Raw genomic sequence first — 18,842 nt, forward strand, 5'->3', positions numbered from 1 at the left:
CCCCGGCCAGGTGAAGGCGCCGCGACTTCTGCGGAGGGCGTGTCGGTGCATCTCACCGAACGGGCGTCGGGGCGTCGGCTGTCGGGCGAAGGAGCGACGCGGGGTCCGGGCGACCGTGCGCCGCGGCATCGGGGCGACAGAGCGTCGCGAGGCCTGACGCGGTCCACAAAGGAGTAAGTAGCGTGAGCCGGGTGACTGAACGACAGGTGATCCTCAGCGGTTCGACGTTCGAGGAGCAGATCGGGTACGCGCGGGCGGTCGTCGACGGCGACCAGGTGCACGTGTCGGGGACGACCGGGTTCGACTACGCGACGATGACGATCTCCGGCGACGTGGTCGAGCAGGCCCGGCAGTGCCTGCGTAACATCGGGGCGGCGCTGGCCGAGGCCGGCTGCGACTTCGGGAACGTCGTCCGCGTGCGCTATCTGCTGCCCGACCGCGCCGACTTCGAGCCCTGCTGGCCGGTGCTGCGGGCCGCGTTCGGCGACATCCGGCCGGCGGCCACGATGATGGTGTGCGGCCTCGCCGACCCACGGATGAAAATCGAGATCGAGGCGTACGCCCGGAAGCCGCGGCCCTGACTCAGCGCGGTGGCTCGCCGACGCGGCCGTCGCGCATCAGGGAGTTGGACTGCTTGAGGCGGGTCAGCTGGGGCACGATCTCGACGCTCTGGATGCCTTCGATCTCGGCCACCTTGGTGGTGATGTAGCGGTACATCCCCTCGGCGTCGGCGAACAGGGCCGACGCCATCACGTTGGTCTGGCCGGTCATCGCGGCCACGAAGGCGATCTCGGGGTGGTCGGCCAGCCGGGCGCCGACGGCGGCCAGGTGGGCGGGGGCCACCGTCAACCACAGGTTCGCCACCGTGTGCATGCCGGTCGCCGCGTTGGCCACGTCCAGGTGGAAGTAGATCGCCCCGGCCGCGGTCAGCTCGTTGACCCGGTGGGCGACCTGCCGCTGGCTCCAGCCGGTCGCCGCCGCCAGCGTCGCCCAGCTCGCCCGGCCGTCGCGGCCCAGCTCGTCGAGCAGCGGCAGGTCCTCGTCGGTCAGGGCGGCGTCCGATGTCGGGTTCATCACCGGGCGGATCGTGGCCGGCACCGACGCGCCCTCGACCAGGAAGTCACGCTGCCCGGGCGACAGGTCGTGGTCGGGCGCCACCCAGTCGACCTCACCCCGGCCGGGGAAGCGGTGCATCATCTGGTGCGCCCGGAAGGTCAGCACGCTCGACGTCTTCTGCAGGTGGTGCAGCAGGCCGGTGGGCTGCCCGGAGACGACCTCGGCCTGGCAGGTGATCTCGGCGCCGCCGGCCCCGATGCTGACCCACGACGTGTCCTCGCGGCGGGCCAGGGCGTCGGCGAGCGGGCCGGCCGCGCCGGGGCGGCAACCGATGCGCAGCGTCCAGTACGAGGTGCCGGGCCGCTGGATCGGCTCGGAGCGGGCCAGGACCCGGACGACGCCGGCGCCCCGCATCCGCTGAAATCGGCGGGCGACCGTCTGCTCCGACACCTCGAGCACGGTGGCGACACGGGCGAAGGGCGCACGCGGGGCGACCTGGAGGGCGTGGAGGATCTGGCGGTCCAGGGTGTCGAGCGTGCGGGATTCGGACGCCACCCGGCGATTCTACGGCGGTGTCGCCCGCAGAGGTGAGTCGCCTCGGCGGGGGATGGGATCGAATGATCCCACTGCCTAGGGTCCCCTTTACGCCTTTTGCCGGTCGAGGGAAACTCCGGAGCTGCCATATGTCCGTGTTTCGAGCCGCCAACAATGTCAACTCACGGAACAACCCCGCGAAGACCGGCCCGGGCAACGTGGGCCCGGGTAACGCGGGCCCCCGCCACCCGTACCCGATCAATCGCCCTCGCGAGGACGGCATCGACGGTCCCACCGAGCCGATCGAGGATCATCATTCCCGGGTACGCGACCGGCTCGCCGGGCTGGCCCTGATGGTCGCCGTCTTCGCGTTGCTCACCTCCGCCGTCGCGGTGCTGGCCGGCTGGCGTGCGCTGACCGTCGCCAAGCTCGTCGCGCTGAACGGTCCGGCCGCGACGGCGACGCACGCCGGCGGCGACACGGGCTTCGATGTCACGTACGCCCAGGAGCCTTTGCGTGTGCAGGTCGGTTGCGCCGCCGTGCTCTTCCTCGACCTCGACGAACCCCGCTCGAACGCCGACGAGAAGGTCAGCGATCTGCGCTACGACAGCCGCTGCGGCCAGGACGTCCCCCGCCTCACGCTCGGCCCGGGCGCGGTGGCCGGCGCCGAGGTCAAGGACGCCGACCTCGACGCGGACGGCTGCCAGCGGGCCATCCGGACCAGCCCGATCGGGCCCGGCGGGAGCGTCCAGGTGCGCAAGGGCGCCGTGTTGTGCGTGTTGACCGCCGCCATCCCGGCCTCGATCTCGCTCGTGGAGATCACCGACGTCGGCACGACCGGCACCGCCGGCATGCGCGCCACCTCATGGAAAGTGACCGGCTGACTCCTGACAGAATGGCCGTTGCGCATTGTGACAAGTGAGGAGTCGAGTTCCCGTGATCCGTACCCATGACGCCGGCAGCCTCCGCGCGAGCGACGCCGGCACGACGGTGACGCTCGCCGGGTGGGTGGCCCGCCGGCGCGACCACGGCGGGGTCATCTTCGTCGATCTCCGTGACGCCTCCGGGGTGGTGCAGGTGGTCTTCCGCGAGGAGGACGCGCACGCCCTGCGCAACGAGTTCTGCGTGAAGGTCGCGGGCCAGGTGAACCCGCGCCCCGAGGGCAACGAGAACCCCGACCTCGCCACCGGCGCGATCGAGGTCGTCGCCAGCGAGCTGACCGTGCTCTCCGAGGCCGCGGCGCTGCCGCTGCCGGTCGACGACACGATCACCGCGGCCGACGACCTCCGCCTCAAGTATCGCTACCTCGACCTGCGCCGGTCCGGCCCGGCCGCGGCGCTGCGCCTGCGCAGCCGCGCCAACCAGATCGCCCGCGAGGTGCTGCACGCCCGCGACTTCAACGAGATCGAGACGCCGACGCTGACCCGGTCGACGCCCGAGGGCGCGCGTGACTTCCTGGTGCCGGTACGCCTGCAGCCCGGCACCTGGTACGCGTTGCCGCAGTCCCCGCAGCTGTTCAAGCAGCTGCTGATGGTCGCCGGCATGGAGCGGTACTACCAGATCGCCCGCTGCTACCGCGACGAGGACTTCCGCGCCGACCGCCAGCCCGAGTTCACCCAGCTCGACATCGAGATGTCGTTCGTGACCCAGGACGACATCATCGAGCTCGGCGAGGAGATCGTCGCCAAGCTGTGGAGCGAGCTGGCCGGCTACCAGGTGCAGCTCCCGATCCCGCGGATCACCTGGACCGACGCGATGAACCGGTACGGTTCCGACAAGCCGGATTTGCGGTATTCAGTCGAACTGACCGAATTGACGGACTATCTCCGCGGCACCGAGTTCCGGGTGTTCGCCGGCGCGATCGCGGCCGGTGGCTACGTCGGCGCGGTCGTGATGCCGGGCGGCGCCTCGCAGACCCGCAAGGAACTCGACGGATGGCAGGACTGGGCGAAGGCCCGCGGCGCTCGCGGCCTGGCCTACGTGGTGCTCGACGAGTCGACCGGCGAGGCCCGCGGACCGGTCGCGAAAAATCTGTCAGAAGCGCATTTGTCCGGCCTGGCCGACGCGGTCGGGGCCAAGCCCGGTGACGCGATCTTCTTTGCCGCGGCCAACGAGCGTCGCGAGGCCCAGGAGCTGCTCGGCGCGGCCCGCATCGAGATCGCCAAGCGGGCCAAGCTGGTCGACGAGAGCGCCTGGGCATTCTGCTGGGTCGTCGACGCCCCGATGTTCGAGAAGACTGACGAGGGCGGCTGGACCGCGGTCCACCACCCCTTCACCTCGCCCAACAACGAGTGGCTCGACCGGTTCGAGGAGGCGCCCGACCAGGCCCTCGCCTACGCGTACGACATCGTCGTGAACGGCAACGAGATCGGCGGGGGCAGCGTCCGTATCCACCGCGCCGACGTGCAGAGCCGGGTCTTCGACCTGCTCGGCATCACGCCGGAGGAGGCGCAGGACAAGTTCGGCTTCCTGCTCGAGGCGTTCAAGTACGGGCCGCCGCCGCACGCCGGCATCGCGCTCGGCTGGGACCGCACCTGCATGCTGCTGTCCGGCAACGACTCGATCCGCGAGGTCATCGCGTTCCCGAAGACCCGCGGCGGCTACGACCCGCTGACCACGGCGCCGACGCCGATCACCGCGCAGCAGCGCCTCGAGGCCGGCATCGACGCGAAGCCGAAGGCGACCGCGGGCAAGCCCGGCACCGACGGCCAGGCCGCGCCGGTCGAGCACTCGAACTGAGCGACCGAGATCGAGCCCGGCAAGCTTCCGGCCTGGCGGCGCCACACCGAGGGTGAGCGCCGCCTGCCGGTTGCCGTCGCGATGGTGGCGATCATCGCGATCCAATGGTTCCTGCCCGACCGGCTCACGCTCGGCCCGCGCTGGGTGTTCCCGCTGGTCGAGGTGGTGCTCGCGGCGGTGCTGATCGCCGCCGACCCGGGGAAGATGAAGCGGGACACCCCGGTGCTGCGGATGCTCGCACTCGGCCTGATCACGGTGGCCAGCCTCGGCACCGTGTGGTCGGTGGCGATGCTGATCCGCGACATCGTCACCGGGTACGACACCGGCAGCGCCGCCCAGCTGCTCGGCACCGGGGCCGGGATCTACCTGATGAACGTGCTCACCTTCGCGGTCTGGTTCTGGGAGCTCGATCGCGGGGGACCGGTCGCCCGGGCGCACGGCTCCGACCCGTACCCCGACTTCTTGTTCCCGCCGATGACCTCGCCGGACATGGCCCACAAAGAGTGGGAACCGCGGTTTCTCGATTACCTGTATGTCGCGTTCACCAACGCGACCGCGTTCAGCCCGACCGACACCCTGCCGATGACCCGCGGGGCGAAGAGCGGCATGGCGCTGGAGTCGGCGATCTCGCTCGCCACGGCGGCCTTGGTCATCGCGAAGGCGGTGAATGCGCTCGGGTAGATCCACGGTGGAGTTTGACGGCCACCCCCACTGGGGTATCTGCACGTCAGAAGGCTCTCAACCCCCCCGGAGGCTACCCATGCTCGCCATTGCCGCAGCCGTCGTTTTCGGCATCGCCCTCCTGCTCGACCTGTTCGACACCGACCTGGGCGCCCACGATCTGCTCAACTTCCAGACCCTGACCCTGCTCGGTCTGCTGCTCATCGCGCTCTACCTGGCCGGCGTCGGCAGCGGGCCGCGCGCGGGCTCCGGCTCGGGCCGCCGCTTCTACGGGCGTCGCCCCGGTCGCGGCTGACCGCTTTCCGTGACCGGCCCGTTCCGCGTTGTGACAATTCGGGCAACGCGGGCCGGGCCGGTACTGTCGGTGCCGATGGAAATGGACGGGCTGTTCGCGTTGAGCCAGCCGAGCGGCGCACCGGCGGCCAACTCGGCCACCGGCTTCAGCGCACCCTCCGCCGACTCGCCGCTGCCCGTCCGCATGCGCCCCGCCGGCCTCGACGAGCTGGTCGGCCAGGAGCATCTGCTCGCGCCCGGCAGCCCGCTGCGCCAGCTGGTGACCGGCGACAGCCCGATGTCGGTGATCCTCTGGGGCCCGCCCGGCACCGGCAAGACCACGATCGCGCACCTCGTCGCGGCGGCCACCAACCGCAAGTTCGTCGCCATGTCGGCGCTCACGGCCGGCGTCAAGGACGTGCGCGCGGTGATCGAGACGGCCCGGCGCGAGCGGCGCCACGGCGGCCCGCCCACCGTCCTGTTCATCGACGAGGTGCACCGCTTCAGCAAGACCCAGCAGGACTCGCTGCTCGCGGCGGTCGAGGACCGCACGGTCACGCTGCTCGCGGCGACGACGGAGAACCCGTACTTCTCCATCATTTCGCCTCTTCTGTCGCGCTGCGTGCTGCTCACCCTCCAGACGCTCGGTGACGAGGACGTCCGCCGGTTGCTGCGCCGCGCGATCACCGACGAGCGCGGGCTGGGCGGGCGGGTCACGCTTTCCGACGAGGCCGAGGACCATCTCGTACGCCTGGCGTCGGGCGACGTGCGCAAGGCGCTGACCGCCCTCGAGGCCGCCGCTTCGACGGCCGCTGCTTCGACCGCCGCTGCTTCGACCGCCGCCGGCCCGGCCGCGCCGGTCATCGACCTCGAGACCGCGGAGCGGGCCGTCGACGTGGCGGCCGTGCGCTACGACCGGGACGGCGACGCGCACTACGACGTGACCAGCGCGTTCATCAAGAGCATGCGCGGCAGCGACCCCGACGCGGCGCTCCACTACCTGGCCCGGATGCTGGTGGCGGGGGAGGACCCGCGGTTCATCGCCCGGCGCATCGTGATCTTCGCGAGCGAGGACGTGGGGATGGCCGACCCGCAGGCGCTGGTCGTGGCGACGGCGGCGGCCCAGGCCGTACAACTGATCGGCCTGCCCGAGTGCCAGCTGAACCTGGCCCAGGCGGTCGTGCATCTGGCCACGGCACCCAAGTCCAACAGCGTCACCACGGCGTTGGGTTCCGCGATGGCAGACGTACGGGCGGGACGTGGCGGCGCGGTGCCGGCACACCTGCGAGACGCGCACTATCCCGGGGCACGTGGCCTAGGTCACGGTCGCGGATATCGGTATCCCCACGACGACCCGCGCGGCGTCGTGACCCAGCAGTACATCCCCGACGATCTGACCGCCGCGGAGTACTACCAGCCGACCGACCACGGGGCCGAACGCGCAGTCAGCGACCGTGTTCCGCGCCTGCGCCGGATCGTCCGCGGCCTGCCCGCCCCGGCCCGCCCGGCGTCCGCACCGGTCCCCGGCGCGGACGCTTCGGCCGAGACAGCCGACCGCGCGGCGGGTGGTGGATCGGGCCCCGATGCGTCACGCTCTTCGGTTAGCTCCTCGGTTACCGACGACAGCGGCGAAGCCGCCGGAAGGGAACAGCCGTGAAATCGCGCGGTGCCGAACGGCCCGACGACGAGGCCGACCTGCGCAACGATGCCGCCGCCCGCAAGGGCCGGCGGTTCGGTCGTGGCCGTCCCGAGCCGACGGAGCCCGTGGAGGTGCCGCGGGAGGAAACCGGCTGGCTGGACGACTTGCGCACGGCCAAGCAGGAACGCGGCGCGATCGGCCCCGGCACCCTGGCCGGCGAGACCCGTTTGAGCAAGTCCGGACGCCTGGCCCCCGGCCCCGACGACCACCCTCCGCAGGACGACCTCCCCTTCGGCGGAGGCGCCGCCGGGTGGCAGTCCTCGAGCGGCTCCTTCCCGACGGCTGATTCCCCCGAGGACCCCGCCGGCGCTCCCGCTCCCGGTCGGGGCCCGGCCCCGGATGCTCCCGGTCGTGGCGGCGTGGCCGGCGCTCCCGGTCGCGCTCCGGCCACGGATGCTCCTGGTCGTGGTCCGGCTTCGGACGCCCCGGCTCGTGGTGGCGCGCCCGGCCGCGTGGGTTCGCCCGGTGGCGCCGCGCCCGGACGGCCGGACGGGCCTCGTGGGAGCGCTCCTGGCCGTCCCGACGGCTCCCGTGGCGCCATGCCCGGCCAGCCCGACGGCCCCCGCGGCGCCGTGCCCGGCCAGCCCGACGGCTCGCGTGGCCCCACCCCCGGCTGGCAGGAGCCGAGCGGCGCCCATCCCGCGGCCGCGTGGGTCGATCAGGCCAACTCCGGTCCGGTGAACTCGCCCGCCGCCCGCGCCGGGCGTTCCGCCCCCGCGCCGCGTCAGGCGCCCGGGCCGATGCCGCCGTCGCAGCAGACTCCGCCGCCGGGCCGGCCCCCGATGGGTCCGGCGCCGGTTTCGGCCCCCGAGGGCGCCCGCCGCGCCGCTCCGGCCGGGCCGCCGCAGGTTCCCGGGCAGGTCCGGGGCCGTGGCGACCAGGCCGCCTACGCGACGCCGCCCACCCCGGGCCGCTACGCCGACGGCCGCCAGCTCGACCCGTCGACCTCCGGCCCGATCCCGGCCGTCCCGCTCTCGGGCAACGCCCCCGAGGTGCCGGCGCCGCGCCCGGTCTCGCCCGCGTCGCGCCCGGTCTCCCCGGCGTCCCGCCCCACCTCATCGGCCGGCCCGCGCGACCGCTTCCGCACCGAGGGCATGCCCGGCGGCGGCGCCGCCCGGCCCGCGTCTCCCGCCGGTGGCGCTGCCCGGTCCGGGCCACCCGCCGGTGGCGTCCCCAGGTCCCCGTCTCCCGCCGGTGGCGCCGCCCGGCCGGCGTCTCCCGCCGGTGGCGCTCCCCGCTCCGCGTCACCCGCCGGTGGTGCCGCGCGGCCCGCGTCTCCCGCCGGTGGCCCACCCCCGACCGGCCGCCACGGCGGCGGCGCGCCCATGCCCGGCGTGCCCGCCGACGGCCCGGCTCCGACCGGTCGCCACGGCAGTGTGCCCCCCGACGGCCCGGCTCCGACCGGCCGTCACGGTGGCGCGCCCGCGGATGGTCCGGCTCCGGGTGGTCGTTACGGTGGCGCGCCCGCGGATGGTCCGGCTCCGGGTGGTCGTTACGGCGGTGCGGCGCAGCCTTCTTCACCGGCCGGTGGTCCGCCTTCGGGTGGTCGTTACGGCGGTGCGGCGCAGCCTTCTTCGCCCGCCGGTGGTCCGCCTTCGGGTGGTCGTTACGGCGGTGCGGCGCAGCCTTCTTCACCGGCCGGTGGTCCGCCGCCGGGTGGTCGTTACGGCGGTGCGGCGCAGCCTTCTTCGCCCGCCGGTGGTCCGCCTTCGGGTGGGCGTTACGGCGGATCCGTGTCGCCGGCGAGTGGGCCGCCCTCGGGTGGTCGCTATGCCGGTGGCGGGCCCGCGTCGCCGGCCAGTGGGCCGCCTGCTGGTGGGCGCTTCGGCGGTGGGGGTTCGGGGTCGAGCTTCCCGGGCGGCGGGCCCGGCTATCCGGGTGACGAGCCGACCGGCCGGCATGGTGGCGAGTCCACCGGGCGGCACAGCGGCCCCGCCGACGGCGAGAGCACCGGACGCCACGGCGCGGCCGAGCCCGGTCGTCGTCGTTCGCAGGATCTTTCCGGGACGCCCGGGACCGGGTCGCGCGGTCGTGGTGGCCGCGGGGTGCCGGCACAGGGCGGACCCGGTGGGCCCGGCGTTGGTGGGCCCGGCGGCGGAATCGGCGTTGGTGGCCCCGGCGGCGGAACCGGCGTTGGTGGGCCCGGCATGGGTGGCCCCGGCGCGGGTGGCCCTGGTGGTGGCCCCGGCGTTGGTGGGCCCGGCATGGGTGGCCCCGGCGCGGGTGGCCCCGGTGGTGTGCCCGGCAAGGGCGGGCCTGGCGGTCCGGGCGGGACCGGGCCGGTCGGCCCCATGGCCGGTGGGACGGCGCGGGCCGCGGCCAAGGTCGTGCCACCGGTGGTGCCTGGGCGGCAGGGCGCGCGCACGCCGGCCGTGCCGGGGCGGGCCGGTGCCATGGCGGGTGGGGCCGCGCAGCGGCCCGGTGAGACTTCGGGACCGATCAACCGCGGCCGGGGACCCCGCAAGGGCCCGGGCACTCCGCCGCCGGGCGTCGACGGGATGCCGTCGGGGCCGATCGGTGTGGACGGTATGCCCTCGGGCCCGATCGGCCCGGACGGCATGCGCTCCGGCCCGATCGGTGTCGACGGCCCGGTGGGCGTGGACGGCATGCGCTCGGGGCCGGTGGGCGTGGACGGCATGCGCTCGGGGCCGGTGGGCGTGGACGGCATGCGCTCGGGACCGGTCGGCGCGGATGGCCGGCGGCCGGGGCCCGGTGGGCGCACGGCCGGCGGGATGCGTCCGGGCTCGGATCCGATGCAGGACAGTCAGGCTTTGCCGGGGCGGCCGGTCTCGGGTGGGCAGCATGGGCTGCGTGATCCGCAGGACAGTCAGGCTTTGCCGGGGCGGCCGGTCTCGGGTGGGCAGCATGGGCTGCGTGATCCGCAGGACAGTCAGGCTTTGCCGGGGCGGCCCGTCTCCGGTGGGCAGCGTGGCCAAGCTCTGCCGGGGCAGCCGGTTTCGGGGCAGCACGGGCAGCCTCTTCCGGGGCGGGTCGGTGCGGCGCAGGCCGGGCCCCCGCCGGGCGGTCGTGGCGGGCGCAACGGTGGGCCGGGCGGTGGCCCGGGACCGGTGGGCGCGGCGTCGGCGGCGATGGGCGCGACCCAGGTCGGGGCGGCTCCGGTGGGCACAGCCTCGGTCGGGGCGGCATCCGTCGGTGCGGCCTCGGTGGGGGCGGCGTCGGTGGGGGCGGCGTCGGTCGGTGCTGCCTCGGTCGGTGCGGCCTCGGTGGGGGCGGCGTCCGTGGGCGCGGCCTCGGTCGGGACGGCTCGGGCGGGAGCGGCGGTCAAGGCGCCCGCTGGTCTGCCGCGGGGTGGAGCTCCGGGCGTACGGGCCGCTGGTGAAGAGCGACCCGGCAGTGAGAAAGAGCTTGGCGGGGGTCTTCGCGGAGCCTCCGAGGAGTTGCGCAACAAGATGCGCAGCCGGCGGCAGCTGAGGGTGGTGACGCTGCTCTCGCTGGCGGTCGTCGTGCTCGTGGTGCTTCCGGCTCTGTTCGGGTTGCGGTCGGCCAGCAAGGACCCGGTCTTCGGCTCGCTCGACTCGCTGGACGTGCCCTCCTGGGCGTCGCAGCAGGTGGAGGACAACGGCAGCGGCAGCCGGTGGTGCTTCCTGGACTGCCGGTTCCGGGAGCGCGAGGCCCAGTCGGCCAAGCCGTTCAAGGAGACCACGGCGGCGTACACCACCGCCCTGACCGATGCGGGCTGGACCAGCTGGAAGGTCGGCGAGTGCCCGGAGGTGCCGGTCGCCGCGGATCAGGGGACCTACAGCTGCTGGAAGCGCGACGAGTTCACTCTGGATCTCTGGGTACGCCTGCCCGAGTGTGCCGTCGACCAGGTGGCCGCCCAGGACCCGGGCGCGCTGCCCTCGGCGAACGCCACACCGTCCACCAAGAAGTGCGTCGGGTCGACGGTCAGCATCAAGGTGCAGAACGCGATCACGGACACCCGGGGCAAGCCGGAGCGGCAGGACAAGCCGCAGCTCGGCGAGACGCCGGACCCCGGATTGTCGAACGATCCCCTCTTGGAGCCGACACCCGCGGCGTCATGAGGCGGGCGGATGTCACGGACGGTAGGGTCTGCACGTTGACCTGCCACCCGTAGAGGAGAAGCGCCTGATGGACGCCGGAGAAATCGCAGGACTGATCGCGGCGGGCGCCTTCCTGATGCTCGTCATCGTGCTGGCCGTGCCGATTCTCAAGCTCGGCCGCACCGTCGATGCCGCCACCCGCGCGATCGACGACCTCACCGTGCGGACCGGCCCGCTGCTGAGCAATGTCAACACGACCGTGGACAACGTGAACGCCACTCTCGGCCAGGTCCAGGTCTCTTTGGACGGTGTGAACATCCAGCTGGCCAAGGTCGACACGATCACCGAGCACGCCGCCCACGTCTCCGCCAACGTGGCCAACCTGTCCACCGTCGTGGCGGCCGCCGCGGCCAACCCGCTGGTCAAGGTGGCCTCGTTCGGGTACGGCCTGCGCAAGGCCGTGAACAACCGGCGCAACGCCGACGAGGACCGCGAGGTCCGGGCCACGATCAAGCAGCGCCGCAAGGCCCGTAGCTAATAAAGGGGAAAACATGAAGCGCCTGCTTTGGCTGGGCGTCGGCCTGGCCGTCGGCGCCCTCGTCGTTCGCAAACTCACCCGCAAGGCGAACGAGTTCACCCCGTCCGGCATCGCCACCTCGCTGTCCCAATCCGCTGGCGGCCTGGTCGAGTCGATGCGTAGCTTCGTGGATGACGTCCGCGACGGCATGACGGAGCGGGAACAGCAGATCCAGCAGGCGTTCGCCGAGGGCGAGCTGTATGACGACGGCCAGGACGGCCAGGAGGGGACCCGATGAAGACGGCGGAGATCAAGCGGCGCTATCTGGCGCATTTCGAGGCCAACGGGCACACGGTCGTGCCGAGCGCCCCGCTGCCGGCCATCGACGACCCGAACCTGCTGTTCATCAACGCCGGCATGGTGCAGTTCGTGCCGTACTTCCTGGGTCAGCGCACCCCGCCGTTCCCGCGCGCGGTGAGCGTGCAGAAGTGCATCCGGACGCCCGACATCGACGAGGTCGGCAAGACGTCCCGGCACGGCACGTTCTTCCAGATGAACGGCAACTTCTCGTTCGGGGACTACTTCAAGGAAGGCGCGATCAAGCTCGCCTGGGACCTGGTCACCAACCCGGTCGACCAGGGCGGCTACGGCCTCGACCCGGAGCGGATCTGGCCGACCGTCTACCTCGACGACGACGAGGCCTTCGGGTTCTGGAAGGCGATCGGCGTGCCCGAGGCGCGGATCGTGCGCCGCGACAAGAAGGACAACTACTGGTCGATGGGCATCCCGGGCCCGGCCGGTCCGTGCTCCGAGATCTTCTACGACCGCGGACCCGAGTACGGCCGCGAGGGTGGCCCGGCGGTCGACGAGGACCGCTACATGGAGGTCTGGAACCTGGTCTTCATGCAGTACGAGATCACGGACGTGAAGTCGAAGTCCGAGTTCACGATCGTCCAGGAGCTGCCGAACAAGAACATCGACACCGGCATGGGCCTCGAGCGCATGGCCTCGATCCTGCAGGGCGTCGACAACCTGTACGAGATCGACGAGGTCCGCCCGATCCTCGCCCGCGCGGCCGAGATGACCGGCAAGAAGTACGGCGCACACTCGGGGCACGTGGCCGGCGAGTCGCATCCCGACGACGTACGCCTGCGGGTGATCGCCGACCACGTGCGGACCGCCCTGATGCTCATCGGCGACGGCGTCACGCCCTCGAACGAGGGCCGCGGCTACGTGCTGCGGCGGATCATGCGCCGGGCGATCCGGTCGATCCGCCTGCTCGGCTGGCAGGCGCCGGCGCTGCCCGAGCTGCTGCCGGTGGCGCGCGACTGCATGGCCCCGTCGTACCCGGAGCTGGCCGAGGAGTTCGGCCGGATCTCCGAATACGCGTACGCCGAGGAGGACTCGTTCCTCACCACGCTGCGGTCCGGGACGACGATCCTGGACACGGCGATCGACGATGCCAAGAAATCCGGAAAGTCGGATTTGTCGGGTGCGCAGGCGTTCCAGCTGCACGACACGTACGGCTTCCCGATCGACCTGACCCTCGAGATCGCGGGCGAGCAGGGCCTGTCGGTCGACGAGGACGGCTTCCGGCGGCTGATGGCCGACCAGCGGGCTCGCGCGAAGGCGGACGCGGCCGCGCGCAAGACCGGTCACGCCGACCTTTCGGCGTACCGCGGCGCCCTGGACAACGGCGGCCCGGTCCAGTTCACCGGCTACCAGGAGGTGACCCGCGAGTCGCGGGTGCGCGCCCTGATCGGTGACGGCGGAGCCAAGACCGTGGCCGGCGAGGGCGACTTCGTCGAGCTGGTGCTCGACGCGACCCCGTTCTACGCCGAGGGCGGCGGCCAGCAGGCGGACAGCGGCGTGATCAACGTCGGCGCCGGCCAGCTCGAGGTCGTCGACGTCCAGCAGCCGATCCCCGGCCTGATCGTGCACAAGGCCCGGGTCATCCGGGGCGAGGTGCGCACGGGCGAGACCGGCTACGCCGAGATCGACGTGACCCGGCGGAAGGCGATCTCGCGCTCGCACACCGCGACCCACCTGATCCACCAGACCATGCGGCACTTCCTCGGCGAGTCGGCGACCCAGGCGGGCTCACTCAACGCGCCGGGCCGCCTGCGGTTCGACTTCAACACCCCCGGGGCCGTCTCGCCGGTGGTGCTGCACGACGTCGAGCAGCAGGTGAACGAGGTTCTGCTCCGTGACCTCGAGGTCCACGCGTTCGTCACCTCCCAGGAGGAAGCGCGCCGGCTGGGCGCGATGGCGCTCTTCGGGGAGAAGTACGGAGATGAGGTACGCGTGGTTGAAGTCGGCGACTACGCGCGTGAGCTCTGCGGCGGCACGCACGTGGCCCGCTCGGGCCAGCTGGGCCTCGTCAAGATCCTCAACGAGTCCTCGATCGGCTCCGGCGTGCGCCGGGTCGAGGCGCTGGTCGGCATCGACGCGTTCGGCTTCCTGGCCAAGGAGCACCTGCTGGTGAGCCGCCTGGCCGAGCTGTTCCGGGTGCCCGGCGACCAGGTCGCCGACCGGGTCGAGCAGACCGTGACGGCGCTGCGCGACGCCGAGAAGGAGCTCGAGAAGATGCGGGCGCAGATGGTGCTGGGCGGGGCGGGCGCGCTCGCCGGCCAGGCCCGCGACCTGCACGGCGTGGCGTACGTCGGCACCGAGGCACCCGAGGGCGCGGCCGGCAACGACGTGCGTACCCTTGCCCAGGAGATCCGCGGCAAGATCGACAACTCTCGACCCGCGGTCGTCGCGGTGGCCGCCCGGTCGAACGGCAAGGCCTCGCTGATCGTGGCGATCAACGCGGCGGCCAAGTCGCGCGGGCTGTCGGCGGCCGATCTGGTCAAGGGCGCGCTTTCCGGCCGGGGCGGCGGTAACGCCGACCTCGCGCAGGGTGGCGGCCTGCCGGCGGATCAGGTTCCGGCGTTGCTCGCGGCCGTGGAGAAGGCGGTGGGCGACGCCGCCGCGTGACTTTTGGCTGTGCCTTAAGTCCTGATTAAGGGCGGTAGGGATGCGGAGGGTGGCCGGATGAGCGCGCTGTCGCGGGGTAGGCGGCTGGGCGTCGATGTCGGTAAGGTGCGCGTCGGGGTCGCCGTCAGCGACCCTGACGGGATCCTGGCCACCCCCCTGGTCACGGTGCCCCGTGACATGGGTGCGGCACCCGATGCCGTGCCTGGCGACATAGCCGAGCTCGTTCGTCTCGTGGGGGAACACGAGGCGGTCGGGATCGTGGTGGGGCTTCCCGTGCGCCTCAATGGGCGCGAGGGTCCTGCCGCCATCGACATTCGTGCGTACGCTGGGCGACTGGCGGAGGCGGTCGGCGAAGTGCCGGTCGACCTGGCGGACGAGAGGATGTCAACCGTGGTCGCAACTCGACGGCTCGCCGAGCGTGGCGTCCGGGGCAAGCGGCAGCGGGCGGTCGTCGACCAGGCGGCCGCGGTGGAGATCCTGCAGAGCTGGCTGGACGCGCAGCGGAGGCAGAGATGATCGACGAGCTGGACCTGGCGTTCGACGAGCACGCCGACCGCACCAGACCCCGCCATCGGCGGGGCGGCCGCGGTGGCAAGAAGGGCTCGGGTAAGTCCGGCGTCGCCTTTTTGATGGCTTTTATCCTGTTGGCGCTCCTGGGCGGCGGCGTTTTCTTCGGATACAACAAGGTGAAGGACTTCTTCGTCGCGGCCGACTACGACGGCCCGGGCACGACAGCCGTTCAGGTGACGATCGAGAAAAACTCCACTCTCACCGAAATCGGCAACACCCTGGTCGATTCGGACGTGGTCAAGAGCACCAAGGCCTTCGTGAACGCCGCCAACGAGAACCCGCGCGGCAAGAACATCCAGTCCGGCACGTACAACCTGCGCAAGCAGATGTCCGGGAAGAACGCCGTGGCCCTGATGCTCGACCCCAAGTCGCGCATCACCTCCGGGGTCACGATCAAGGAGGGCCAGACCGCGCTCCAGGCGTTCGCGACGCTGTCCAAGGCCACCGGCATCCCGGTCAAGGACTTCCAGGAGGCGGCCAAGGACCCGGTCGCGCTCGGCGTGCCCGACTACTGGTTCAAGCGCCGGGACGGCAAGCCGGCGGCCACCAAGAGCATCGAGGGTTTCCTCTTCCCGGACACGTACGAGTTCGACCCGAAACTGAACGCGGAACAGATCCTCGGGGTCATGGTCCAGCGATTCCTGACCGTGGCCGGTGACCTCGGGTTCGCCGACAACGTGCAGAAGAACCTGTCGGTGTCGCCGTACGAGTCACTGATCGTGGCGTCGCTCGCCCAGGCCGAGGCCGGCGTGCCGGAAGACCTGCCCAAGATCGCCCGGGTGGCGTACAACCGGGCGTACAAGGCGCACATGCCCCTGCAGTTCGACGTGACGGCCAACTACTGGCTCGAGCTGAACGGCAAGCTGGCCAAGCACTCCGGCAAGCTGACGGCGCAGGAGCTCGACGACCCGAAGAACCCGTACAACACCAAGAGCAAGCTGGGCCTGCCGATCGGGCCGATCGACAGCCCCGGCAAAGCCGCGCTCCAGGGCGCCATGACGCCCGCGGCCGGCAACTGGCTGTACTTCGTGGCGATCGACAAGGCCGGCCACTCCGCCTTCACCGACGACGCCAACCAGCACAACCGGAACATCACCCAGGCCTGCCGGAACGGCGTCCCGCTCTGCGGCTGACCCCACCGGCTACGGTGTGTCGGTGAACGCCGCCGACACACCGTCGCGCCGGGCCGCCGTGCTCGGCAAGCCGATCGCGCACTCGCTCTCCCCGGTGATCCACAACGCCGGTTTCGCGGCGGCCGGGCTGTCCGGCTGGAGCTACGTCGCGATCGAGTGCGCCGAGGCCGAGCTGGCGGCGCTGATCGACGGACTCGACGCGTCCTGGGCGGGCCTGTCGCTGACCATGCCGCTCAAGGAGGAGGCGCTTCGCCTGGCGGCGACGGCGACGTCGGTCGCGCGGGCGACGGGTGCGGCCAATACGCTCGTACGCGATGAGCACGGCGCCTGGCACGCGGACAACACCGACGTGGCGGGCATGGTCCGCGTCCTGCGCGAGGCGGGTCTCGGCGCCTCCCCGTCGGTGACCGTCCTCGGCGGCGGCGGCACCTGCCGGGCGGCCCTCGGCGCGGCGGCCGAGCTCGGCGCCACCGAGGTGACCGTGGTGACCCGCCGCCCCGCGGCGTACGAGGAGCTGCGGCCGGCCGCCGACGCGCTCGGTCTCGCGCTGGCCGGGGCGCCCTGGACCGCCGCCGAGTCGCATTTCGCCGCCGATGCCGTGATCTCCACGGTCCCCAAGGGCGCGGCCGACGTTTTCGCGGGCACGGTGGCATGGCGGCCCGGCACGGTGCTGTTCGACGCGATCTACGACCCGTGGCCCACCCCGCTCGCGGCCGCGGCCTCGGCGGCCGGGGTGCCGGTCGTCTCCGGCCTCGACCTGCTGCTGGGCCAGGCGCTGAGCCAGTTCGAACAGTTCACCGGCGTGATGCCGGCGCCCGAGGCGGCGATGCGGCAGGCCCTGTTCGCGGCCGCGAACCGCCGCTGACATTCCGGTGTGCGGGACGCCGCCATGCCTGCGGCGACCGGTGTGACGGCCGTGCGAGACTTCATCCGTGTTGCGCTGGCTTACCGCAGGTGAATCCCATGGCCCGGCGCTCGTCGCGATGCTCGAGGGCGTTCCCGCCGGGGTGGAAGTGACGAGCGAGGAGATCGGGCGCGATCTCGCGCGCCGCCGGCTCGGCTACGGCCGCGGCGCCCGCATGTCCTTCGAGCAGGACGTCGTGGAGGTCGTCGGCGGTCTCCGGCACGGGCTCACGCTGGGCAGCCCGGTCGCGATCCGGATCGCCAACTCCGAGTGGCCCAAGTGGCAGACCGTGATGGCGGCCGACCCGGTCGACCCCGAGGAGCTGGCCTCCCAGGCCCGCAACGCGCCGCTGACCCGGCCCCGGCCCGGCCACGCCGACCTGGCCGGCATGCAGAAGTACGGGCACACCGACGCCCGGCCGATCCTCGAGCGCGCGAGCGCCCGCGAGACGGCGGCCCGGGTCGCCGTCGGCGTGGTCGCGAAGGCGCTGATCAAGCAGGCGCTCGGCATCGAGATCGTCTCGCACGTGATCGAGCTCGGCTCGGTGGCCGCCAAGACCGGCCTCATCCCGGCCCCCGAGGACGCCGGCCGCATCGACGCCGACCCGCTGCGCTGCCTCGACCCCGAGGCGAGCGCCCGCATGGTCGCCGAGGTCGACGCGGCGAAGAAGGACGCCGACACGCTCGGCGGCATCGTCGAGGTGCTGGCTTACGGCGTACCCCCTGGTCTCGGGTCTCATGTGCAGTGGGACCGCAAGCTCGACGGTCGCCTGGCCGCCGCCCTGATGTCGATCCAGTCGGTCAAGGGCGTCGAGATCGGGGACGGCTTCACCCAGGCCCGGTCCCGTGGCTCGGTCGCCCACGACGAGATCATCCCGACCGCCGACGGCGTGCGCCGGGTGACCGACCGGGCCGGCGGCCTCGAGGGCGGCATCACCAACGGCGAGCCGCTGCGGGTGCGGGCCGCGCTCAAGCCGATCTCGTCGCTGAACCGGGCCCTGCAGACCATCGACGTGACCACCGGCGAGCCGGCCACCGCGATCAACCAGCGCTCCGACGTCTGCGCGGTCCCGGCCGGCGCGGTCGTCGCCGAGGCCATGGTCGCGCTGGTGCTGGCCGAGGCCGCGACCGAGAAGTTCGGCGGCGACTCGGTGGCCGAGATCCGCCGCAACCTGACCGGGTACCTCGATTCCCTGGTGATCCGCTGATGGCGCCGGTGGCCGTGGTCGTGGGCGCGCCCGGCGCCGGCAAGTCGACCGTCGGCTCGCTGGTCGCCGCTGCTCTGGGCGTGCCGTTCGTCGACTCCGACGCGCTCATCGAGGCTTCGGCCGGCAAGCCGATCCCCGAGATCTTCTTCGATGACGGGGAGGATGCGTTCCGCGCCCTGGAGCGCTCGGAGATCGCCACCGCGTTGGCCGAATACGACGGGATCTTGTCCCTCGGCGGCGGGGCGATCCTGGACGCCGGAACGCGGGAGCTGCTGAGCGACCAGACCGTGGTGTACCTGTCGGTCGAGCTGTCCGACGCGGTGAAGCGGGTCGGCCTGGGCGCGGGCCGGCCGCTGCTGTCGGTGAACCCGCGGGCGACGTTGAAATACCTGCTCGACCAGCGCCGCCCGCTGTACGCCTCGGTGGCCACGCACACGGTGGCGACCGACGGGCGTGACCCGGAGGAGATCGCGGCCGAGGTGGCCGGCCTGCTCAAGGTGTGACCCACCAGACCACGCGTCGGCGTGG

At 72.5% G+C, this 18,842-nt stretch carries 17 protein-coding genes; 15 read left to right on the forward strand and 2 right to left on the reverse strand.

The window, feature by feature from the left end; genetic code table 11:
• Positions 1-191: 191 nt before the first annotated feature.
• Entirely contained in the window at positions 192-581 is a 390-nt protein-coding gene (locus ACZ6TB_RS14480) for a RidA family protein (RefSeq protein ID WP_465554361.1), read from the forward strand.
• A gap of 1 nt (position 582) precedes the next feature.
• Here ACZ6TB_RS14480 and ACZ6TB_RS14485 read toward each other — a convergent pair whose 3' ends face one another.
• A complete protein-coding gene (locus ACZ6TB_RS14485) occupies positions 583-1,611 on the reverse strand; it encodes an Lrp/AsnC family transcriptional regulator (RefSeq protein WP_465554362.1) in 1,029 nt (342 codons plus the stop codon).
• Between the two features lie 128 nt (positions 1,612-1,739).
• Between ACZ6TB_RS14485 and ACZ6TB_RS14490 the strand changes: the two genes are divergently transcribed.
• From ACZ6TB_RS14490 to ACZ6TB_RS14510, 5 genes are all read left to right on the forward strand, one after another.
• Complete coding sequence (locus ACZ6TB_RS14490) at positions 1,740-2,474, forward strand: hypothetical protein (protein ID WP_465554364.1); 735 nt, start codon at positions 1,740-1,742, stop codon at positions 2,472-2,474.
• A gap of 52 nt (positions 2,475-2,526) precedes the next feature.
• The gene (gene aspS, locus ACZ6TB_RS14495; RefSeq protein ID WP_465554366.1) at positions 2,527-4,329 is read left to right on the forward strand and encodes an aspartate--tRNA ligase; all 1,803 of its coding nucleotides are present in this window, start codon (positions 2,527-2,529) and stop codon (positions 4,327-4,329) included.
• A gap of 81 nt (positions 4,330-4,410) precedes the next feature.
• On the forward strand, positions 4,411-5,010 hold the full coding sequence (locus ACZ6TB_RS14500) for a hypothetical protein (protein ID WP_465554368.1): 600 nt from the start codon (positions 4,411-4,413) through the stop codon (positions 5,008-5,010).
• Between the two features lie 79 nt (positions 5,011-5,089).
• Positions 5,090-5,305 (forward strand): hypothetical protein, encoded by a 216-nt coding sequence (locus ACZ6TB_RS14505; protein ID WP_465554369.1) that lies wholly within the window; start codon positions 5,090-5,092, stop codon positions 5,303-5,305.
• A gap of 75 nt (positions 5,306-5,380) precedes the next feature.
• Positions 5,381-6,940, forward strand: coding sequence for a replication-associated recombination protein A (locus tag ACZ6TB_RS14510; protein ID WP_465554371.1), 1,560 nt, complete (start codon positions 5,381-5,383; stop codon positions 6,938-6,940).
• 955 nt (positions 6,941-7,895) lie between these two features.
• On the opposite strand, the gene ACZ6TB_RS14515 is transcribed toward ACZ6TB_RS14510, so the two are convergent.
• On the reverse strand, positions 7,896-8,069 hold the full coding sequence (locus tag ACZ6TB_RS14515) for a hypothetical protein (protein ID WP_465554373.1): 174 nt from the start codon (positions 8,067-8,069) through the stop codon (positions 7,896-7,898).
• 2,311 nt (positions 8,070-10,380) lie between these two features.
• Here ACZ6TB_RS14515 and ACZ6TB_RS14520 point away from each other — a divergent pair.
• From ACZ6TB_RS14520 to ACZ6TB_RS14560, 9 genes are all read left to right on the forward strand, one after another.
• Entirely contained in the window at positions 10,381-11,025 is a 645-nt protein-coding gene (locus ACZ6TB_RS14520) for a hypothetical protein (protein ID WP_465554375.1), read from the forward strand.
• 67 nt (positions 11,026-11,092) lie between these two features.
• Entirely contained in the window at positions 11,093-11,542 is a 450-nt protein-coding gene (locus ACZ6TB_RS14525) for a DUF948 domain-containing protein (RefSeq protein WP_465554377.1), read from the forward strand.
• Positions 11,543-11,555: 13 nt separating this feature from the next.
• Positions 11,556-11,819, forward strand: coding sequence for a hypothetical protein (locus ACZ6TB_RS14530; RefSeq protein WP_465554379.1), 264 nt, complete (start codon positions 11,556-11,558; stop codon positions 11,817-11,819).
• Positions 11,816-14,500, forward strand: coding sequence for an alanine--tRNA ligase (gene alaS / locus ACZ6TB_RS14535; protein ID WP_465554381.1), 2,685 nt, complete (start codon positions 11,816-11,818; stop codon positions 14,498-14,500). Before ACZ6TB_RS14530 ends, alaS begins: the two co-directional genes overlap by 4 nt.
• 57 nt (positions 14,501-14,557) lie before the next feature.
• Positions 14,558-15,016, forward strand: coding sequence for a Holliday junction resolvase RuvX (ruvX, locus tag ACZ6TB_RS14540; RefSeq protein ID WP_465554383.1), 459 nt, complete (start codon positions 14,558-14,560; stop codon positions 15,014-15,016).
• Positions 15,013-16,203: an endolytic transglycosylase MltG gene (mltG, locus tag ACZ6TB_RS14545; protein ID WP_465554385.1), complete on the forward strand. Its 1,191-nt coding sequence runs from the start codon at positions 15,013-15,015 to the stop codon at positions 16,201-16,203. Before ruvX ends, mltG begins: the two co-directional genes overlap by 4 nt.
• A 22-nt stretch (positions 16,204-16,225) precedes the next feature.
• Complete coding sequence (locus ACZ6TB_RS14550) at positions 16,226-17,068, forward strand: shikimate dehydrogenase (RefSeq protein WP_465554386.1); 843 nt, start codon at positions 16,226-16,228, stop codon at positions 17,066-17,068.
• Positions 17,069-17,135: 67 nt separating this feature from the next.
• Positions 17,136-18,314: a chorismate synthase gene (gene aroC, locus ACZ6TB_RS14555; RefSeq protein ID WP_465554388.1), complete on the forward strand. Its 1,179-nt coding sequence runs from the start codon at positions 17,136-17,138 to the stop codon at positions 18,312-18,314.
• Positions 18,314-18,817 carry a shikimate kinase gene (locus tag ACZ6TB_RS14560; protein WP_465554389.1) on the forward strand — a complete coding sequence of 168 codons (504 nt, stop codon included), beginning with the start codon at positions 18,314-18,316 and terminating at the stop codon, positions 18,815-18,817. Before aroC ends, ACZ6TB_RS14560 begins: the two co-directional genes overlap by 1 nt.
• Positions 18,818-18,842 lie beyond the last annotated feature (25 nt).

It is taken from the genome of Actinoplanes sp. NPDC051537 (assembly GCF_055586105.1).

Bases quoted from the DNA above. Each gene is read 5' to 3' on its own strand.
- ACZ6TB_RS14510 (WP_465554371.1), top strand. From the start codon at position 5,381: ATGGAAATGGACGGGCTGTTCGCGTTGAGCCAGCCGAGCGGCGCACCG.
- alaS (WP_465554381.1), top strand. From the start codon at position 11,816: ATGAAGACGGCGGAGATCAAGCGGCGCTATCTGGCGCATTTCGAGGCC.
- ACZ6TB_RS14490 (WP_465554364.1), top strand. From the start codon at position 1,740: ATGTCCGTGTTTCGAGCCGCCAACAATGTCAACTCACGGAACAACCCC.
- ACZ6TB_RS14500 (WP_465554368.1), top strand. From the start codon at position 4,411: ATGGTGGCGATCATCGCGATCCAATGGTTCCTGCCCGACCGGCTCACG.
- ruvX (WP_465554383.1), top strand. From the start codon at position 14,558: ATGAGCGCGCTGTCGCGGGGTAGGCGGCTGGGCGTCGATGTCGGTAAG.
- mltG (WP_465554385.1), top strand. From the start codon at position 15,013: ATGATCGACGAGCTGGACCTGGCGTTCGACGAGCACGCCGACCGCACC.
- ACZ6TB_RS14530 (WP_465554379.1), top strand. From the start codon at position 11,556: ATGAAGCGCCTGCTTTGGCTGGGCGTCGGCCTGGCCGTCGGCGCCCTC.
- ACZ6TB_RS14505 (WP_465554369.1), top strand. From the start codon at position 5,090: ATGCTCGCCATTGCCGCAGCCGTCGTTTTCGGCATCGCCCTCCTGCTC.
- ACZ6TB_RS14525 (WP_465554377.1), top strand. From the start codon at position 11,093: ATGGACGCCGGAGAAATCGCAGGACTGATCGCGGCGGGCGCCTTCCTG.
- ACZ6TB_RS14560 (WP_465554389.1), top strand. From the start codon at position 18,314: ATGGCGCCGGTGGCCGTGGTCGTGGGCGCGCCCGGCGCCGGCAAGTCG.